Here is a 20,456-nt window from a genome sequence, read left to right on the forward strand (position 1 = left end):
CCATGAAGAAAAGCACCACTCTGCTCGCCCTGATGTCCGCTCTGGCTGTTGGCAGCGCCAGCGCCGCCGGCACCCTGTCGGGCACCACCATCCAGAACACCGCCACCGCCAGCTTCCAGGACCCCGCCAACCCCACGGCCACCATCAGCAGCACCTCCAACACCGTGTCCACCGTCGTGCTGCCCAAGCCCGGCTTTGACATCGTGTTCACGGGCGGCACCGCCGACGCGGGCACCCAGAACGACCTGAGCACCACCACCGTGGTGATCACCGGCGCCGTCCCCGGGCAGCGCATCGTGACCGGCTACTCGGTCGTGAACAACGGCAACGTGGCCCTGACCGTGAACCTCAGCGCTGATACCACGGGCGCCGACAGTGGCCAGACTGTGCAGTACTTCCTGGACACCGACGGCAACGGTGTGGCCGACAACAACACCCCCCTGACCTCGGTGACGGTGAACGCCGACGATCCCGCCACCACCGGCGTGGACGAGGGCGTGGTGAAGATCGTCCAGGTAATCACCCTGCCCACCAGCCCCGCGCAGATCAACTCCACCAGCGTGTTTGGCGCTTCGCCGGAAGGCTCGGTCACGGGCACGGCGGGCAATGACCCCTTGATCACCCCCGGCAACGGCTACGCCAACGGCACCACTGTCTACGAAGAAGGCAAGGCGGTGGACACCGACCGCCAGTTCACGCGCGTGAACGTGTTCGTGCCCTCGCTGGACAACACCCCCAACATTCCGCCTTCGAACCCCGTGGACACCACCGGCACGCCCATCACGGACCTGACCAAGGTCCCGCCCGTGACCCCGGTGGACGTGCCCACCGAAACGACCGGCAAGCCCAACGACCCCACCCCCGTGGTGAGCGTGCCCGGCTACCGCAATCCCACCCCCACCCCCGGCGATCCCACCCCCGGCGGCACGCCCATCGCCCCGAACGTGGCGGGCGACGCCCAGATCGCCTACCCCACCGCCGACGCCAACAACGCGCCGGACGCCGTGACCTTTACCAACAACCTGACCAACCGCAGCGGCGCGACCGACGTGGTGCAGCTGTTCCCGGCCCTGGCCAACGGCACAGTGGACCCGGCCTACACCTTTAACCCCACCACGGGCGTCTTCACCAACACCACCACGGGCGTGAGCATCCGCTTCCTGGATCCGATTACGGGTAACCCCATTGCGGTCTCCACTGACCCCAATAACCCCACGGTGGCGCAGTACCCCACGGTGACGGTGCCCAACAACACCTCCGTGGTGTACCGCACGGAAGTCACCTTCCCTGACCCCGACGACACCTCAGTCACGCCGGCCGTGACGGTGCTCATCGGCGCTGACTCGCTGAAAGACGCCGATCTGGTGTCCAACAGCAACACCACCGACACCATTCTGCCGCCCGCCATGCAGTTCGGGGACGCGACTGTGGCGCAGGGTGCAGTGGCCAGCCCCGCCCCCGTGGAAGTGGTGGTGCCCGGCGGCACCCAGAGCGGCATTGCCAGCCCCAACAACACCGACGGCACCGCCGTGTTTCCCATGGACGTGGCCAACAACGGGCAGTACAACGACTCTTACACCCTATCGGGCAGCGTGACCTTCACGGACGCCGTGACGGGTAACCCGGTCGTGGTGCCGGTGCTGTACTACGCCGCTGACGGCTCGCTGCTGCCGCGCCTGAACACCAACCCCACCAGCCCCGACTACAACAAGTTCGTGACCCCGGTGGTGGCCCCCGGCACCGAGTTCAAGGCCTTCGCTGTGGTGCAGACCCCGGCTGGCGTGCGTACTGGCGACTACACGGTCAGCCAGACGGCCCTGGCCAACTACAGCACCATCACCCTGACCGACACCAACAACGTGATCCGCGTTTCGCCCAACGGCAGCGTGGCGGTGGCCAAGTTCGTGGCCAAGACTGGCGTAACCGCTGGCAGCAACCCCGCCAACGGCATCAACAACCCGGCGAACTACACGGCCACCGGGGCCAACGGTGCTCGCCCCGGCGACACCATCAGCTACCGGATCATCGGGAAGAACAACTACAACCAGACGGTGAGCGGCTTCTTCCTGAGCGACACCGTGCCGGCCAACACCACCTTCGCCAGCGTGGCCCTGACGCCTGCACCCACCCGGACCATCTACCGCGTGAACGGCGGTGCCTGGAGCACCACGGCCCCTACTGCGGGCCTAGCCGCCGGCACCGTGATTGACGTGGCGCTGGACGCCGACAGCAACAACCTGCCCGACAGTCTGGCGGCCAGCGCCGAGCTGAGCGCCGACTTTGTGGTGACCGTCCGCTGATGCGGCGGCAGGGGCCCCTGGTGCGCATGTCACCGGGGGCCCCTGTTCTGTGTGTCCAGGGCCCCATTTTTCCCGTAACACCCCTGTCAGAACACGAGACCTATTTTTGTTCAGAAGCACATTTCTGTGCGCCTGCCTTCCCTCACCTCCAAGGAGATCCCTGCCTGTGAAGCGCTCCCCTGTTCTTTCTGCCACGCTGGCCCTGACGGGGCTGCTGTGCGCCAGCTCCGCGTGGGCGGCCGGCACCCCCGCCGGCACCGAGATCATCAACCAGGCCACCGCCGAATTCGAGCCGCCGGTGCCCACCGACCCCGGGCGCGTGACCTCCAACGCGGTGCGCACGGTGGTGCAGGCCGTGTGCGCGGTGAGCGTCACGCCGGACGGCACCCTGGCCCAGCCCGCATTCACGGCGGCCCTGCTGCCCGGTGAGCGGGCGGTGTTTGCCTACACAGTGGTCAACACGGGCAACACCTCGGGCGAGTTTCCGGTGGCGGCCCGCACCGAGGCCGGCAGTACCCTGACCCCGCCTGTGCGCGCGGTGCGTGACCTGAACGGCAACGGCCAGCCCGACGCGGGTGAACCGGCCGTGAGCAGCCTGACCCTGGCCCCCGATGAGCGCGTGCCTGTGCTGCTGGTGGTCGAGACCAGCAGCGCCGACAGTGCCCAGGGCGACGCCTACGTGAATCTGGTGGCCAGCTGTGCGGGCGGCGAGAACCCCGACAGCAACAACGTGAGCCTGGTGCGCGTGGGGCCGCCCCCGGTGCTGGGCGTGGCCAAGACCTTCAGCCCGGCGCTGGTGCGCCCCGGCAGCGAAACCACCGTGACCGTGACCACCCGCAACAGCGGCCAGGGCGAGAGCCGCGAGGTGGTGCTGACGGACCTGCTGGACGCGCAACTGGCGCAGGGGCTGGTGTTTGTGCCGGGCAGCGCCCGCACGACGGCCGGCACCCTGGAATACACCACCGACGGCGTGACCTGGAGCGCGCAGGAAACGGCCCCGGTGCGCGGCGTGCGCGTGCGCGTGGCCAGCCTTGCGCCAAGCGCCGCCCTGACCCTGACCTTCCGCATGCTGGCCACCCCCCAGGCCGAGGGCCGTGTGATTCCCAACACCGCCACCGCCCGCACGGGTGGGCGCGAGGCCTCAGGCACGGCCAGCGCCGACGTGCGCTATCTGCCGGCGGTGGCGATTGGGCCCGTGGGCAACCCCGAGGCCCCCGAGGGCTCGGCCGCCGACACCCAGCAGAAGCCCTTTGCCGTGGTGGGCCAGCAGGTGTGCTTTGATCACACCGCCAAGAACACCGGCGACGTGCGCGACACCTTCCGCCTGACGGTCACCTATCCGCAGGGTGCGGCCCGCGCACAGTTCCTGACGGCCACCGGGCAGCCGCTGACGCAGCCCCTGGTCCTGGACCCCGGCCAGACCGCCTTCGTGCGGGTGTGCTACGACATCCAGGCCGGGCCGCTGGACGCGCTGATCACCATCACTGGTGACCGGGGCACCAGCAACGCCACCCGCGATCAGGTGGCGGCTGTGGAAGGCGGCCTGCCCGAACTGCGCAAGAGCTACGCGGCCACCACCCAGGGTTCCGGCGGCGCAGTTGTGCCGGTCCCGGCCGGCGGCACCGTGGCAGCGGGCGACACGGTCACCTACACCCTGAGCGTGCGCAACCCCTATACCCAGCCGCTGACGGGCGCGGTGGTCACCGACGCCCTGCCCGCGCACGTGGATTTCCGCTCGGCCTCGGCGGGCGGTGTGGTGAGTGGGCAGCCTGGCGCCCAGACCGTAACCTGGAACCTGGGCACGCTGGCGCCGGGGGAAACCCGCACGCTGACCGTGGTCACGCAGGTGTCGACCCGCGCGGTGGACGGCGAGGCGCTGCGCAACATCTTTAACCTGGTCACCACTGAACTGCCCAGCCCCCTGCCCAGCAACGAGGTGGCCACGCCGGTGTGGACCGCGCAGCTGCTGATCCGCAAGGACGTGAGTGCTCCAGAAGCCACCTTTGGCGACCGCCTGACCTACACCCTGAACATCACCAATGCCTCGGCCACCACGGCCATCGTGAACGCGACGGTGACCGATACCCCGGCGCGGGGCCTGGAGTACATTCCCGGTACCAGCCTCCTGGGCGGCCAGCCGATGCCTGACCCTGCGATCGAGGGCGGCGTGCTGCGCTGGACCCTGGCCGAGATTCCGGCGGGCGCCACCGTGAGCATCACCTACCAGACCCGCGTGACCCCGGAAGCGACTGGGCAGCTGGTGAACACCGTGATGGTCAGCGGCACCGGGGCCGGCGGTGTGGCGCGGGCCATTGCCAGCAACCGCGCCACCGCTACCACCAAACTCAACCCCCTGAAGTTCGCGCCGCTGGCCGATCTGGTGGGCACGGTGTTTGTGGACCGCAACCGCAACGGCCTGTTTGATCCGCTGCTGGACACCCCGGTGCCCGGCGCCCGGGTGCTGCTGGCTGGCGGGCGGCAGGTGCTGACCGACCCGGCCGGGCGCTACTCGTTCCCCAACGTGCCCCTGGGCACGCACGCCCTGCGCCTGGACCCGGCCTCGGCACCCTTCCCGCCGCTGCAGGTGCCGCAAGGCGGCGGCCTGAGCGGCACCCAGACCGTCTACGTGCGCGGCCTGACCAGCGTGGACTTTCCCCTGGCGCCCCTGGGCGGCGACATTGACGCCCTGCGCCGCACGGTGCTGGTGGTGGGCGACGTGCGCGTGGAGAAAGCGGTGTACGCGGTGAACGGCGGCTATGTGGTGGTTCTGCGCGTGCTGAGCCCCCGGGCGCTGGACGACGTGAACCTGACCGACCCCCTGCCAGACGGCGCCGTGCTGAAAGACGGCCGCAATACTTACAGCGGTAGCCTGGGCGCAGGTGAAAAAGTCCTCACCTACCGCTTCGACTGGACAGGTGAGCCCCGCGCGGCCACCACCGATCCGTCGCTGAGCTGGAGGTACTAATCGTGAACGCAACCAAGTGCCTCGCCACCGTTCTGACGGCCCTGCTGGCGGCCGGAACAGGGGCCGCACAAGAGATCAGCACCAGCCTGCCCCTGACCAGCGTGGGTGACCGCCTGATGTGGACGGTGGGCGACCAGAACCTGAACCTGGACGTGCCCCTGAGTGGCCGCGTGCGCCTGGAACTGTACAGCCCCCGGGTGGACCAGGGCGACTACCGCAGCGACACCTACTACGGCGACGAACAGTACGACGGGGGCCGCAGCGACGTCACCACGACCTTTACGCTGGTGGACGCAGGCGGCAAGGCCCTTCTGAGCCGCACCTTCACCCCCGGCGAGCACGCCTGGGAAACCCTGCTGGACCAGGAGCTGCCCGCCGGGCGCTACCGCCTGCAGGCCGTGACCAGCGGCAACGGCAAGAACACCTTCGCCGTGCGCCTGGCCGGCATCAGCGCGGCCATCAGCGCCGAGCGCCTGAGCGTGAACGTGCATTCGCGCGACTGGGTGCCCGCCCTGAACGTGCGCGTGGACGGCGAGGGCCACGTGCTGCGCCTGTACGACGGCGACGGCCCGGCCGAACTGGAAGCCCGGCTGCGCGACGAGCAGGGCAACACCCTGCCCCTCCAGGTGAGCGCCGACCTGAGCTTCAGCGACCTGCCGCTGCCCGCGCGGGCCGGCAACTACACCGTGGAGCTGCGCCAGCCGGCCACCGCCCGGCAGTTCAGCAACACGGTGGGCTTCTCGCTGAGCCGCGCGGGCCAGGGCGTGCCCCTGGGCGTGGCCCGGGTGGACCAGACTGGCTTGCTGCGCGTGACGGCCGAACTGCTGCTGCCCGGGGGCCCTCAGCCCACCCAGCTGAGCGCCTTGGTGGGTCAGACTTCTGTGACAGTGGACGGCACCCTGGAGCAGCGCGTGCCGGCCGGCACCTACGCCGTGACCCCCGACCCGGTGCCCGGCGCCGAGGTCAGCGTGGCCACGCCCCGCGTGACCGTGCCGCGCGGCGGCAGCGGCGAGACCCGCATTCAGGTGCGCCCCCAGGTGGCCCTGAGCCTGACAGCCGACAAGCAGGAGGTCTGCGTGGGCGACACCGTGACCTTCACGGCGCGGGCCCAGACCGCCTACGCGGGCGACCTGCCCCTGAACCTGAGTGTGGCGGCCCCGGGCCTGGCCCTGCAGGGCGAGCCCACCCTGGGCGGCACCCTGACGGCCGCGCGCCCAGGCGAACTGCGCCTGAGTGCCACCGCCACCCAGCCCGGTCCCGTGACCGTGACCGCGCGCCTGGCCCCCTGGGATCAGGCCCGCACCGTGACCCTGAATGTGCGCGCCGACGCCACCCCGCTGCAGCTGAGCCGCGAGCCGCTGGCCGACGTGGCCCCTGGCAGCGAGGTCACCGTGACCCTGCGCGTGCGCAACACGGCCACCTACGCGGTGCCCTTCTTGCTGACCGACACGAACGCGGGCGGCCTGGACGCTCTGGAGAGCCCCACCTTCAGCGGCACCCTGGCGGCGAGCGAGGCGCGCACCCTGCGCTACCGCGCCCGCGTGACCGGCGGGGGCGCCGTGACCTTCACGGGCGCCCTGCGCAGCCCCGAGTGCGCCGCCACCCAGACGGTGGGCGGCACGCTGGCAGTGGCGGCCCCCGCGTTGCCCACCCCGGCGCAGCCTGCTGCCCCCGAGCCCGCCCCGGCCCCCGAGGCCCGGCGCGCCAGCACGGTCAGTCTGCCGTTTGACGCCCCGGTGCAGGCCCGCGAGCTGGTCGTGGCTCACCGCCTCCCTGAGGGCGCCGAGTTTGTGGCCGGCAGCAGCCGCCTGAATGGGCAGGCCCTGCCCGACCCCCTGCGCGGGCCCAGCGGCGCCCTGTACTGGGTGCTGCCCCGCACAGCCTTTGTCCAGGGCGAGGCCGCGAAGCGCGGCACCGTGACCTATGAGCTGGCCCACACGGGCGCGCTGGGGGCGCTGGACCGCCCAGCCCTGCTGGCCCGCTACGCCGGCGAGCGCCGCGAAGTTCTGGAAGGCCAGCTGGACGAGGCCGATCTGGCCGCCGCCCAGCCGCTGAGCGCGCCTGCCGCCCTCACCGAGAACCCCGGCGCCATCAAGTTTCCGCTGCAGGGCAGCCTGATTCGCATCCGGGACCGCATCAATGTGATTGTGAACGTGCCTGCCGGGCAGGAACCCGCCCTGAGCGTGAACGGGCAGCCGGTGGCCGAGGAGCGCATTGGTCAGGTCACCACCAACGAGGACGGCAGCCGCCTCGTGACCTTTGTGGGCGTGCTGCTGCAGCCTGGAGCCAATACCCTGCAGGCCGGCGCCGACACCGTGAACGTGCAGCTGGTGGGGGCCACGGCCCGCATTGAACTGACCCCGGTGTCGCTGGTGGCCGACGGCAGCACGCCGCTGCGCCTGAAGGTGCGTGCCCTGGACGCCCGGGGCAACCTGACCGACCAGGACACCGTGACCCTGAACGCCAGCCTGGAGCCCCGCACCGGCGACGCCGACCCGGCCACCCCCGGCTATCAGGTGCGCCTGAAGGGCGGCGAGGGCGAACTGGTGCTGCAACCCCAGGCCACCCCCACCACCCTGAGCGTGGCTGTGGCCCTGGGCCAGACGGTGACCACTGCGCGCTACGACGTGCGCCCCGACGCCAGCCGCGTGGGTGTGGGGATGGTCAGCGCCACCCTGGGCCTGGACGGCAGCCTGAACCTGAATGAAGACCTGACCTGGCAGGCGCGCGCTTCCTACGAAGGGCCGCTGGGCGCGGGCAAGCTGTATGTGGCCGCCGACAAGGACGGCCTGCCCACCGACCAGGACACCCTGAAACGCTTCTCGCTGTACGGCGACAGCTCGGTGGCCTCGGTGCCGCTGCAGGGCGCCGACCCCGTGGCCCTGCGCTACGACCACCCCACCTTTCAGGTGGCCTACCGCCGCAGCGCCCTGCCCATTGATGTGCTGCCGGTGGGCGAGCAGCTGACCGCCCTGACGGCCAGCACCAAGGGCAACGTGCAGTTCAGCGGCTTTGCGGCCCTGGTGCCCGGCGACCGGATTACCGGCGAGCGCCTGCACCCCGAAGGCACCCGCCTGCTGCGCCTGGCGCGCGGCGGCATCAGCCTGGGCAGCGAGACGCTGGAGGTCGTCACGCTGGAAAGGGGCAGCGGCAAGGAACTGGGCCGCGTGACCCTGGCGCGCAACGTGGATTACATCCTGGACACCCGCACCGGCATCGTGACCCTGACGCGCGCCCTGGACCGGGTGGACGCCAACCTGAACGATGTGGCAGTGCTGGCAAGCTACCGCCTGGAGAGCCCCCTGGCCGGGCGTACCCTGGCTGCCGGGGCCCAGGCCAAATACACGGGCAAGGACTACGCCGTGGGCGTGGCCGCCGTGAGCCTGGACGGCCGCGTGACCACGGGCGCGCGCGCCACCTACGACAACGGCACCCTGCGCGCTGACGGCCTGCTGGCCTACGCCGGTGGCCTGCAGGCCAGCGCCGACCTGGGCGTGAAGCTGGACCGCACGGCCGTGCAGGGCCGCGTGCGCTACCAGGACGGCCAGTATCAGGGCCTCGCGCCCTTTGCCCCGGGCCTGACCGTGGGCGGCAGCGTGGATACCCGCCTGACCGACCAGCTGAGTGCCAGCGTGCAGGCCGACTACGCCCGCACCGCAACCACCCAGGGCGGCAGCGTGACGGCCCGCGCCGACTACCGCCTCGCGCCCTTCAGCGTGGGGGCCGGCCTGCGCGCCGCCTTTGGCACCCAGAATGGCTTGGGCGCCGTGCTGAGTGCGGGCTATCACCAGGCGCCCATTGACGTGGACGTGATCCACGTGCAGCCCCTGAGCGGCAACCTGGACCCCGTGACCACCGTGACGGCCAAGTACGCCGTGAGCGACACCCTGAGCGTGGGCCTGACCGACGAGTACAACTGGAAAACCGGCCACCGCGCTGCCCTGAGCCTCAGCAGCACCGTGGGCAACACCAACTATCAGGTGGCCTATGACCTGCCGGCCGCTGGCGGCCAGGGCAACCGCGCCCGCTTTGGCGTGAGCACTGCCCTGCCCCTGTCTGAGCGCCTGACCGCCGGCCTGCGCGGCAGCGCCCTGTACGACGTGAATGCCCGCAGCAGCGAATTCAGCGCGGGCGTGGACCTGCTGTACCGGGCCGACCGCTTTACCGCGACCACCGGCACCGACCTGACGCTGAAGGGCGGCCAGTTTGGCGCCGTGGTGCGGGGCGGCCTTTCGGGGCAGCTGAGCGACCACCTGACCCTGAGCGCTGACGCCCTGGGCGAATTTGGCGCGGGCAAAAGCGGCCTGCGCGCCGCTATCGGCTACGCCTACCGCAACCGCACCTTCAACAGCCTGGGCACCGTGCGCTATGTCAGCGGCACCCTGGCCGGCGGGCAGCCCGAGCTGAGCAGCAACCTCGCCGCCGAGTACCGCCAGCCCACTTGGGCGGTGCGCGCGGGCCTGGACACCCGCACCCTGCTGGCCGATACCGGCAGCTTCACCGCGCAGCTGGGTCTGGGCGCCACCTACTACGTCACCGACCGCATTGGCCTGGGCGCCTGGGGCCGCGTCCTGACGCAGCCCGGCAGCGGCGCTGCCCAGTACGGCTACGGCCTGGAAGCCAGTTTCCGCGCCCTGCCCGGCACCTGGATCACGGCGGGGTACAACCCGGCGGGCTTCACTGGCCTGGGCAACGCCTACACCAAACAGGGCGCGTACCTGCGCCTGGACCTGACTCTGGACGAGACCCTGGGAGGGGAGAAGTAAATGGGCCTGTTCTCAAAACGATGGCTGATGACCACTGTGGCTGGTCTGGGTCTGGCGCTGTCCGGGCTGGGACAGGCGCAGACCAACACCCCTATCAGCGGCACGCCGCGCGTTCAGCAGACTGGACGCATTGATTACGTCGCACTTGGGGCGAGCTTTCGCGTGGGAAACGGAAATACCAATCCCCTGTGTACCGTCAAAACTGGTGCGGCAACGACAGCAGTTGGCAATAGTGCTAACGCCAAAGCAGAGGTTGTCGCGAATTATGCTGAACTGCTCAATACGTCTAGAAGTGCGAGCCAGCTGGTTCCGACTACGACGGGTACAACAGTGCGAGCCGCTTATCTGTATTGGGTGGCTTCACAAATAGACGATGTGGTTGCAAATGCTGATGGGCAGGTCAGTTTTGTAGTGAATGGCGTTGCGAACAGTGTCACCGCTAGCCGTATTTGGACTGGTGTAAATCGTAACGGTGGCAGTATGGGTGCCTTTGCCGACGTTACATCTCTGGTGCAAGGCAGTCCCAACTCCACCATGCGAATGGATGGCTTGGACATTCAAATCAATAGTGAAGAATGTAGTGGCGGTAATGTTCATGGATCGTGGACCCTCTACATTGTTTATGAGAATCCTGGATTGAGTACGAAGCAGATTTCCTTTTACGATGGCTTAAATTATATCGGCGGGAGTGGAGCTGCAGGTGTCCCTAGTGTTTCTATCCCTGCCTCCGGTTTTAATGTGCCCAATGCGGGAAGTCTTGATAGAGTATCGAAAATCACAGCGATGGCTGCTGATGGCGACTTTGACGCTACAGGAGATTCTCTCTCTCTTCAATCGAATCTCAATGCAACAGCAACCACTCTGAGTTCTCCCAACCGTGCCGCCGGCAATTTTTTTGTTGGTGCTGTCTCGGTGACAGATGAAAGTGGGGTTGACATCCTTCAGGGTGGTTCTACCAATACAGGAGCATCTGCGACAGGCGCTCTGGATATCGCTACATTCATTGCGCCAACTTCTGTTATTCCCGCTGGAACTACAACGATTACGGGGACCATTGCTTCTCCAACGGGAGAACGTATCTTGGCGCATAGCCTCGTCCTAATGGCAAATGCATCCAATCCGAATGTTCGTCTTGTCAAGACTATTGAGGGCGGCGCGACCACCATCACCAACGGCGACAGCCTCCGGTACATCCTGACGGTGGACAATGCCCAGGGGGTGACCGAAGCCCTGAACGTGGTCACGGTAGATACTCTGCCTCAGGGGCTGACCTACAACAGCACTGAAATCAGCTATGACGGCGGCACCACCTGGGCCACGCTGACCGGCGTGACCACCAGCGTCAGCGGCGGCGTCACCACCATTACGACACCATCTGTGCGGCGCATTGACCCTGACGGCAAGGTCTGGGGCGGCACCAGTGCTATCGCCACTCAGCTGGGCACTCAGAATGTCCGCTACCGCATTACAGCCACGGCCAACGGCGCGGTATTTGGCAACGTGACCAACTCGGCCACGGCCACCAGCGGCGTCACCGAAACCACGACAGTCGCTGACAACACCGGCACACGCGACGTCACTATCAATCGCCGCACTAACCTGGCCATCACCAAAACCAACAGCGTCTCGGCACTCAACGCGGGTGGCACCACCACATACACAGTGCGTGTGACCAACAATGGCCCCGATACCGTGACAGGCGCTGTGCTGCGCGATGCCGCCGCCACAGGGCTGACCAAGACGGCAGTGGCCTGCTCGGCCACGCCGGGACAGTGCAGCACTGCACCCACCATCACACAGCTGGAAAGTGCGGGTGGCTTTGCGTTGCCGGCCCTGAACAGTGGCCAGTTCTTTGAGATCACTGTGACGGCCACCGTGAACGCCACCAGTGGCAGCGTCACCAACACGGCGACCGTCGCGGCCCCCAGCGGTGCGACAGACCCAGATACCACGAACAACAGCGCCTCGGACACTGACACCGTAACGCCGGTCGCCAACCTGGCCATTACCAAAACCGACAGCGTAACGGCCGTGAATGCGGGCGGCACGACCACCTACACCATTCGCGTAACGAACAACGGCCCCAGCCCGGTGACGGGCGCGGTGCTGCGTGACGCCGCTGCCACGGGATTGACCAAGGGCGCCGTGGCCTGCTCCGCCACACCGGGACAATGCACGGCCGGCACCACACCCACGGCCGCGCAACTGGAAGGCGCAGGCGGCTTCGCCCTGCCCGCGCTGAACAGCGGCCAGTTCTACGAATTGAGCTTGACCGCCACCGTGACGGCCACCAGTGGCAGCGTGACCAACACGGCGACCGTCGCCGCCCCCAGCGGCACCACCGACCCGGATACCACGAACAACAGCGCCTCAGACACGGACACGGTCACGCCGGTCGCCAACCTGGCCATTACCAAGACCAACAACGTGACCGCCGTGAACGCGGGCAGCACGACCACGTACACCATCCGCGTGACCAACGGTGGCCCCAGCAGCGTCACGGGCGCCATTCTGAAAGACGCGGCGGCCACGGGCCTGATCAAGGGCACGGTGACGTGCTCGGGCGCCACGGGGAACACCTGCGCTGCGGCGCCCACAGCGGGACAACTGGAAAGCGGCAGTGGCTTTGCCCTGCCTGCCCTAGCCAACGGTGCCTTTTACGAAATCACCCTGACGGCCACCGTGACCGCCACGGGCGGCAGCGTGGCCAACACCGCCACGGTGGACGCCCCCACCGGCACGGTAGACCCCACCCCCGGCAACAACACCGCCACCGACACCGACACCGTGACGCCCGTGGCCGACCTGAGCATCACCAAGACCGACGGTGTAACGGCCGTGAACGCAGGCGGCACGACCACCTACACCATTCGCGTAACGAACAACGGCCCCAGCCCGGTGACGGGCGCGGTGCTGCGCGACGCTGCCGCCACGGGATTGACCAAGGGCGCGGTGGCCTGCTCGGGCACACCCGGCCAGTGCACGGCCGGCACCACGCCCACGGCCGCGCAGCTGGAAAGTGCAGGCGGCTTCGCCCTGCCCGCGCTGAACAGCGGCCAGTTCTTCGAGATCACAGTGACGGCCACCGTCTCGGCTGCGGCCACCAGTGTCACGAACACGGCGACGATCACGGCGCCCACTGGCACCACTGACCCTGTTGGCGGGAACAACAGTGCCAGTGACACGGATACGGTGACCCCTGTGGCCGACCTGGGCATCACGAAAACTGACGGCGTGAGCGCGGTGAACACGAACGGCAGCACCATCTACACGATTCGGGTGACGAACAACGGCCCCAGCGCGGTAACAGGCGCTACCCTGACGGACGCGGCGCCTGCGGGCCTGACTTTCACGGCCGTGGCCTGCTCTGGCACCCCAGGACAGTGCACGGCAGGCACCACCCCCAGCGTGACCCAGTTGCAAAGCGGCTACGCCCTGCCCCTCCTCAACAGCGGTGCTTTCTACGAAATTCGCGTGACGGCCACCGTGACCGCCACCAGTGGCAGCGTGGCAAACACCGCGACCATCGCTGTGCCCAGCGGCACCACCGACCCCACCCCGGGCAATAACAGCGCCACCGACACCAATACCGTCAGCGCCACCTTTGATCTGGCAATTACCAAGACGGGGCCGGCGTTTGCCAAACCGGGCGAGACCTTCGCCTACACCATCCGCGTGTCCAATACCACCGCCACGGCCAGCGGCAGCGTGACGGTGACCGATGTGCTGCCTGCGGGCCTGACCTTCGTGAGCGCCGACAATGGCGGCAGCTACACTGCCGGCACCCGCACCGTCACCTGGACCCTGACCAGCGTGGCGGGCAACGCGAACACCGACCTGACCCTGACAGTCACGGCGCCGGCCGATGCCACCATCCGGCCTGTGGGCGGCGTCAAGAGCGTGCAGAACACCGCCAGCCTCGTGGCAGCAGGCGACAGCAACGCCGCCAACAACACCTCGGCGGCCGTGACCACCCGCTTCGTGCTGAACGATGTGGCCAAGCGCGTGCGCAACGTGACGGCCGATGTGCGTGACAATGGCGGTGTGGCCCGCTTCGGGACGACGGGCGGCGGCAAGCCCGGCGAGGTGCTGGAGTACTGCCTGGACGCCAGCAACCTGGGCGGCGCCGATCTGCCCGGTTACGTGCTGACCGATCAGGTGCCCGGCAACGTGAACGCCCTGCTCACCGCCTATGACGCCGAGGAGCCCAGCGCGGCCACCGGCTTCGGGGTGAAGGTCACGCGCGGCGGGGTCACCTACCGCACCAGCGCGGCCGACGCGGACACCGGGACCCTGACGGCCACCGGCGGGACCTTTGGCCGGGGCACCCTGACCCTGAACCTGGGGACCCTGGCCGCTGGCGAAACCGCCACCGCCTGCTTCCAGACCACCATTCGGTAAGGGCACAACAAACCTGGGGCGCCCCTTCAAATCATTGGAGGGGCGCCCTGCTTGGTCCAGAGAGTGCCATGCCTGCGTTCAGCTGGCGGCCCCCAACGAAAACCCCCCAGCGGCTGTGGCTGGGGGGGGTTGTTGCTCCTCCGCTTCAGTCGCGGCGGGGGGGACGGCCACCCCGGTCGCCGCCGGGGCGCGGCGCGCGGGGCTCGCGCGGGGCCACCTTACCTTCCAGCTCGGGGCGGATCAGGTCAATCTTGCCCCGGTCGTCAATGTTGGCAATCTTCACCTGCAGCCTGTCGCCCACGTTCAGCACGTCCTCGACGGCGTTAATGCGCTCCTCGCTCATCTGCGAGATGTGCAGCATGCCGTCCTGGCCGGGGAAGAGGTTCACAAAGGCCCCGAACGGCGCGGTCTTGACCACGGTGCCCTCAAAAATCTCGCCCACCTTGGCTTCGCGGGTCAGGCCCTCAATGCGGGCGCGGACCGCCTCGGCGGCGGCGCTGTCGGCCGAGAACACCCGAACGGTGCCGTCCTCTTCCACCGTGATCTGCGCGCCCATGGCTTCGAGTTCGCGGATCTGCTTGCCGCCAGGGCCAATCACCTTGCCAATCAGCTCGGGGTTGATCTTGAGGCTGACAATGCGCGGCGCCGTGGGGCTCAGTTCGGGGCGGGGGGCACCAAGCACCTCGGCCATCTTGCCCAGGATGTGCAGGCGGCCCTCCCGGGCCTGAGAGAGCGCCTCGCGCATGATCTGCGGGGTAATGCCGCCCACCTTGATGTCCATCTGCAGGGCGGTCACGCCCTGGGCCGTGCCGCAGACCTTGAAGTCCATATCGCCCAGCGCGTCTTCCAGGCCCAGAATGTCAGTGAGCACGCGGTAGGCGTCTCCCTCCATCACCAGACCCATGGCCACACCGGCCACGGGCGCCTTGATGGGCACGCCCGCGTCCATCAGGGCCAGGGTGCCCGCGCAGACGGTGGCCATGGAGCTGGAGCCATTGGATTCCAGTACCTCGCCCACCAGACGAATCACATAGGGGAACTCTTCAAACGAGGGCAGCACCGCGCGGATGGCCCGCTTGGCCAGGTGGCCGTGCCCCACTTCACGGCGCGACTGCCCGCCCATGCGCTTGACCTCGCCGGTCGAATACGGCGGGAAATTGTAGTGCAGCAGGAACTTGTCGCCGGTTTCACTGGTCAGGTCATCAATCAGGATCTCGTCGCGCTCGGTGCCCAGGGTGGCCACGCCCAGCACCTGCGTCTCGCCGCGCGTGAAGATGGCGCTGCCGTGGGCGCGGGGCAGGGCGCGGGCCTCGATCCAGATGGGGCGCACCGTCTTCGCGTTGCGGCCGTCAGCGCGCAGGTCGTTGTCCAGGATCAGGCGGCGCAGTTCCTGCTTTTCCACCTTGCCAAAGGCGCTTTTCAGGGCGGCCACGCGCTCCTCGGCGCCCTCAACCTCGCCCTCGGGAATGCGGGCCTGAATCAGGCGCTCACGCAGGGCCTTCAGATTGGCGCTGCGCTCCTTTTTCTTCGTGGTCAGCAGGGCGTCACGCAGACCAGCGGCGCGCGCCTGCTCGGCCAGTTCAGGGACGAGGTCGGTGCTCAGGTCGCCGTCGGCCAGAAAGTTGAACTTCTCCTGCCCCAGTTCAGCGCGCATGCGCTCGATCACGTCCAGCACACCCTGCATGCCCGCGTGGGCAAATTCAATGGCGGCCACCAGATCGTCCTCGCCCACTTCCTGGGCGCCGGCCTCGACCATCATCACGGCCGATCGGGTGCCCGCCACCACGAGGTCCAGGCGGCTGGCGGCCAGCTGGTCCACGGTGGGGTTCAGGATGAACTGGCCGTCCACCTGCCCCACCCGCACGCAGGCGGTGGGCCCCTGCCAGGGAATGTCGCTGATGGTCAGCGCCGCCGAGGCGCCGATGGGCCCCAGCACATCCGGCAGGTTCTGGCCGTCGGCCGAGAGCACCGTGATAATCACCTGCGTTTCGTGGCGGTAGCCCTTGGGAAACAGTGGGCGCAGCTGGCGGTCCGTGATGCGCGCCGAGAGAATGGCCCGCTCGCCGGGGCGCCCCTCGCGGCGGTGAAAGGAGCCGGGAATCTTGCCCACGGCGTAGTGGCGCTCTTCGAATTCCACCGTCAGGGGCAGAAAGTCCAGGGTGCTTTTTTCTTCGCGGGCCTGGGCGGTCACCAGCACCACCGTGTCGCCGTAGCGCAGGGTCACGCTGCCGCTGACGAGCTTGGCCAGCTTGCCCGTCTCGATGCTCAGCTCACGGTCGCCCAGCATCGTCGTATAGGTCTTTCCAATCATGGAAGGCAGTCTATCCCGCGCCGTGCGGCCCACACCGGGCCCCCGCAACGATTGGCCGCGCAGGCGCGTAAGGAAAGCCATGAGAGATCTGCTGGGCGGCCTGCTGGAGGGCTTGATTCATGTTGTGACCACCCTTGACCTTCCGTGGCGCTGGATGTTCCGCGTCCTGGGGACTCTCCTGACAGCGATGTGGCCCATCCTGAACGATCAGACGTTGGTCTTGCTGGGCGGCCTGCTCCTGCTGGGCTCATTTGTCCGCTGGCCGGGCTCGGCCCTGCGGTAGTTCAGGCGCATGACGGCCCACTGCCTCCATCTGCGGCTGACCGTCCCCCTGTCCTGGGTGCTGCTGCACGCCATGACCATGCGCACCACCGTGAACGTGAAGGCCGAATGGGACCAGGGCTACGCCACGCTGTACCAGTACGGCTTTCCGCTGCCGTTTACGCATTGGGGTCTGGTGTCCAGTGAATATGACGCCTACTTTCTGGCGCCGCTGCTGCTGGACTGGGCGGTGTATGGGCTGGGGTGTGGTCTGGCCGTTCATGGGCTGCGGCGATTGTTGCGGTCCAGACGCCGCCTTCTGCCCTGGCTGCTGGTGCCGCTGTGGGTGTGGGCGCTGTGGACCACCGGGCGCGTGGCCGTGGACGTCGCCCTGGGTGAGGCCACCTGGACCACCCGGTTTTCTGTGATGAGTACCCGTGACCCGGCGTTCTCCTGGGGCTGGCGGGGGCGCGGCCTGGACGGCTACGGCCCCCGGAACTGATCGTGCTGTCCCGGCGCCCTATCCTGGGGTTCACACAGGAGGAACCACCATGACTGTACCGGCATTTGGACTGGGCACGTTTCGGCTGAAGGATGATGTGGTGCGCCGCGTGGTGGCCGACGCCCTGGAACTCGGCTACCGCGCCATTGACACCGCGCAGGGCTACGACAACGAGGGCGAGATTGGCGAGGTGCTTTCACAGAGCGGGGTACCGCGCGAGCAGGTGTACCTGACGACCAAGATCAAGCCTGCCCATTACCGCCGCCAGACCCTGCTGGACAGCCTCCGTGAAAGCCTGGAGAAGCTGCGCGTGGAGCAGGTGGACCTGACCCTGATTCACTGGCCGGTGCCGAAGGGAGAGGTGCGCCCGGAGGAATACCTGGCCGCGCTGGCCGAGGCGCGCGAACTGGGCCTGACCCGCAACCTGGGCGTGTCCAACTTCAATATCGCTGGCCTGAAGCAGGCGCGCGAGGTGCTGGGCGGCGTGCCCATCGCCACCAATCAGGTGGAAATCCATCCCTACCTGCAAAACCGCACCCTGGTGGACTTTGCCCACCGGGAAGGAATCCACCTGACCTCCTACATGACGCTGGCGGTGGGCAAGGTCATGAACGATGAGGTGCTGGGAGACATCGCCCGCGCGCACGGCGCCACGCCCGCGCAGGTGGCACTGGCCTGGGCGCTGCGCCAGGGCCACAGCGTCATTCCCAGCAGCACCAAGCGCGAGAATCTGGCGAGCAACCTGAAAGCCCAGACGTTAGAACTGACAGACGAGGAGATGGCCCGCATAGGGGGGCTGGAACAGGGCGAAACGGCCCGGATTGCCAACCCCGAAAGCGCCCGGCCTGACTGGGATTGAGGCGACCTCTGGCCCCAGCGGCGGCAACACCGCTTCCATTCGGGCCAGGAGATGGCAGACGGGGGCTGGGGGCGGCGGTGCAGTACACTGCCCCCACCATGAAACCCAGTGTACGGATGGCCCTCACGGGACTGCTGAGCCTTTCGCTGCTGGCCGGATGCGGCCAGCAGACCCCGGCCGGTACCCTGAGCGCGCAGGGCGGCAACGGAAAGCCCCCAACCGGGCAGACCACGGCGGCAGCGCGGGTATTCCTGACCAACCCCATTCAGAGCACCGGCGACCAGACCCTGACCGACAGTAAGGATGCGGCCTCGGCGGTGCCGGCCAGCGCCTACTTTGGCGTGACGCTGACCCATCTGGACGGCAGCGGCTCCCTGAGCGGCACCTACGCCCGGGTGGTCAGCGAAACAGGCACGCCGGTCTACGGCACTGGCCCTTTCAACTTCACCCGCGACCAGGACCAGTTTGAGCAGGTCATGGCCTATTTCTGGATCACGGAAGCGCAGAAGTACCTGCAGTCACTGGGGTTCGGGCGCACGTTGCCGGCGGTCAACAGCGACCAGCAGCAGATCAAGGTCGGGCAGTACGGCCTTGATAACTCGTACCAGAATGACCACCCGGACATCATCCGCATGGGCAAGGGCGGCGTGGACGACGCCGAGGACGGCGAGGTGATTGTCCACGAATACGGCCATGCGGTCCACGCGGCGCAGGTGCCGGGCTTTGGCAGCAGCCCGGAAGCGGGCGCCATTGGCGAGGCGTTCGGGGATTATCTGGCCCTGACAGTGGGCGAAGCGGTGGCCAGGGCCTACGGCGCGCCCATCCGCACGCCGCTGCCCTGCCTGATGGACTGGGACAGCGTGTCCTATACCACCGCCACCCCGCACTGCATCCGCCGCACCGACACGAACAAGCACTACCCCGAGGACCTGCGCGGCTCGGTACACGCCGACGGCGAAATCTGGTCACGCGCCCTGTGGGACATCCGCCAGGGCCTGGGGGCCTCCGTGGCTGACCGGATTATCGTGAATGCCCAGTTCCGGTTCCGCCCCGACACCAGCTTTGCGGCGGCGGCCCAGGCGACGGTGGATACCGCGCAGGCGATGTACGGCAGGACCCAGGCCGGGGTGGTCCACGCCGCCTTTGCGGCGCGCGGCATTCTGCGCTGAGGAGCGGCCGGGCTGACGCTTGACCAGAGAGCGTGCCCACCCGGTGCCAGGCGGCGCAGTGGTGGGGGAGGGGTGACGCTATGCATGCGTTGGCCGAACCGCCCGGTATGGACGGCCTGCGTTTGACTGCACCCCCACCCCAGAGAAGGGGCCCTACGGAATTTTTCGGAATTGGTATTAGACCTCGACCAGGGGCGGCAGCGGAAAGGCCCGGACAAAGTGCTGGGCTACGTCACGCTTCCCTTCCACCTTCACCGCCCCTGCCGCTTCCGCATCTGCCAGTGGTTGCCCGCCGAAAATCACGGCCCCCAGCGCGCCGACCGCGCCGCTCAGGGTCACCTCGGCTGCTGGGTTCAGGCCAGGGCTGACCTCGGCGTGCTGGCCCTGAAGGTGCACGGTGTAACTGCCCTCTGGTCCCAGATTCAGAGCCACACTGGCCTGGGGCAGCCCGCCGCCATTCATGGTTTTCAGCGCGGCCAGCAGCGTGGCGGTGGTGATGGGCGCCTGGGCCGGGCGGCGGGGCGAGCGCGCGCCCCAGCGGCCCAGGGCCTGGAGCACGGGTTCCAGTTCCCGCCCCCAGTCGGTCAGGGCATACACCCGCGCGTTGGCTGGGGGCGGCAACTGCTCTCGGCGCACCACACCTGTTCCCTCCAGATCGTTCAGGCGCTGGGTCAGCACCGTGGGGCTGATGCCGCGCAGGCCCTCTTGCAGGTCGGTAAACCGGCGCGGGCCGGGCAGCAGTTCACGGACCACCAGCAGTGCCCAGCGTTCCCCGATCAGGTCCAGGGCGTGGGCGGCGGCGCAGCCATCGTCGTACACGCGCTTTCCAGGCATCGAGCCTTCAGTGTAGCCTGCTGACTCCGGAAAATGGAGTCAGGACTTGCAATTGCGGAGTATTCTGTCCTAAGCTAAATAGGTCAAA

At 68.1% G+C, this 20,456-nt stretch carries 10 protein-coding genes; 8 read left to right on the forward strand and 2 right to left on the reverse strand.

What is annotated here, in order from left to right; genetic code table 11:
• Positions 1 to 2: 2 nt before the first annotated feature.
• From C8263_RS12660 to C8263_RS12675, 4 genes are all read left to right on the forward strand, one after another.
• Positions 3 to 2,300 carry a DUF11 domain-containing protein gene (locus tag C8263_RS12660; protein ID WP_107138495.1) on the forward strand — a complete coding sequence of 766 codons (2,298 nt, stop codon included), beginning with the start codon at positions 3 to 5 and terminating at the stop codon, positions 2,298 to 2,300.
• A gap of 166 nt (positions 2,301 to 2,466) precedes the next feature.
• Positions 2,467 to 5,265: a DUF11 domain-containing protein gene (locus C8263_RS12665; RefSeq protein WP_107138496.1), complete on the forward strand. Its 2,799-nt coding sequence runs from the start codon at positions 2,467 to 2,469 to the stop codon at positions 5,263 to 5,265.
• Positions 5,266 to 5,267: 2 nt separating this feature from the next.
• Entirely contained in the window at positions 5,268 to 10,031 is a 4,764-nt protein-coding gene (locus tag C8263_RS12670) for a DUF11 domain-containing protein (protein WP_107138497.1), read from the forward strand.
• A gap of 1,101 nt (positions 10,032 to 11,132) precedes the next feature.
• A complete protein-coding gene (locus C8263_RS12675) occupies positions 11,133 to 14,432 on the forward strand; it encodes a beta strand repeat-containing protein (protein WP_158263799.1) in 3,300 nt (1,099 codons plus the stop codon).
• Positions 14,433 to 14,577: 145 nt separating this feature from the next.
• Here the strand turns inward: C8263_RS12675 and pnp are convergent, their stop codons facing one another.
• Positions 14,578 to 16,743 carry a polyribonucleotide nucleotidyltransferase gene (gene pnp, locus C8263_RS12680; RefSeq protein ID WP_107138499.1) on the reverse strand — a complete coding sequence of 722 codons (2,166 nt, stop codon included), beginning with the start codon at positions 16,741 to 16,743 and terminating at the stop codon, positions 14,578 to 14,580.
• Between the two features lie 79 nt (positions 16,744 to 16,822).
• Here pnp and C8263_RS12685 point away from each other — a divergent pair, with 79 nt between their 5' ends.
• From C8263_RS12685 to C8263_RS12700, 4 genes are all read left to right on the forward strand, one after another.
• A complete protein-coding gene (locus C8263_RS12685) occupies positions 16,823 to 17,026 on the forward strand; it encodes a hypothetical protein (RefSeq protein WP_107138500.1) in 204 nt (67 codons plus the stop codon).
• 9 nt (positions 17,027 to 17,035) lie between these two features.
• Complete coding sequence (locus C8263_RS12690) at positions 17,036 to 17,506, forward strand: hypothetical protein (RefSeq protein WP_107138501.1); 471 nt, start codon at positions 17,036 to 17,038, stop codon at positions 17,504 to 17,506.
• 49 nt (positions 17,507 to 17,555) lie between these two features.
• A complete protein-coding gene (dkgB, locus tag C8263_RS12695; protein WP_107138502.1) occupies positions 17,556 to 18,365 on the forward strand; it encodes a 2,5-didehydrogluconate reductase DkgB in 810 nt (269 codons plus the stop codon).
• A 98-nt stretch (positions 18,366 to 18,463) separates the two neighbouring features.
• Entirely contained in the window at positions 18,464 to 19,534 is a 1,071-nt protein-coding gene (locus tag C8263_RS12700) for a M4 family metallopeptidase (RefSeq protein ID WP_107138574.1), read from the forward strand.
• A gap of 177 nt (positions 19,535 to 19,711) precedes the next feature.
• Here the strand turns inward: C8263_RS12700 and C8263_RS12705 are convergent, their stop codons facing one another.
• Positions 19,712 to 20,368: a winged helix-turn-helix transcriptional regulator gene (locus C8263_RS12705; RefSeq protein ID WP_107138503.1), complete on the reverse strand. Its 657-nt coding sequence runs from the start codon at positions 20,366 to 20,368 to the stop codon at positions 19,712 to 19,714.
• Between the last annotated feature and the right edge of the window lie 88 nt (positions 20,369 to 20,456).

Source organism: Deinococcus arcticus, assembly GCF_003028415.1.
Taxonomy (GTDB): domain Bacteria; phylum Deinococcota; class Deinococci; order Deinococcales; family Deinococcaceae; genus Deinococcus; species Deinococcus arcticus.

Excerpts from the sequence above, each read along its gene's own strand:
- C8263_RS12660 (WP_107138495.1), top strand. The coding sequence starts at position 3 with ATGAAGAAAAGCACCACTCTGCTCGCCCTGATGTCCGCTCTGGCTGTT.
- C8263_RS12675 (WP_158263799.1), top strand. The coding sequence starts at position 11,133 with ATGGCAAATGCATCCAATCCGAATGTTCGTCTTGTCAAGACTATTGAG.
- pnp (WP_107138499.1), bottom strand. The coding sequence starts at position 16,743 with ATGATTGGAAAGACCTATACGACGATGCTGGGCGACCGTGAGCTGAGC.
- C8263_RS12685 (WP_107138500.1), top strand. The coding sequence starts at position 16,823 with ATGAGAGATCTGCTGGGCGGCCTGCTGGAGGGCTTGATTCATGTTGTG.
- C8263_RS12690 (WP_107138501.1), top strand. The coding sequence starts at position 17,036 with ATGACGGCCCACTGCCTCCATCTGCGGCTGACCGTCCCCCTGTCCTGG.
- dkgB (WP_107138502.1), top strand. The coding sequence starts at position 17,556 with ATGACTGTACCGGCATTTGGACTGGGCACGTTTCGGCTGAAGGATGAT.
- C8263_RS12700 (WP_107138574.1), top strand. The coding sequence starts at position 18,464 with ATGAAACCCAGTGTACGGATGGCCCTCACGGGACTGCTGAGCCTTTCG.
- C8263_RS12705 (WP_107138503.1), bottom strand. The coding sequence starts at position 20,368 with ATGCCTGGAAAGCGCGTGTACGACGATGGCTGCGCCGCCGCCCACGCC.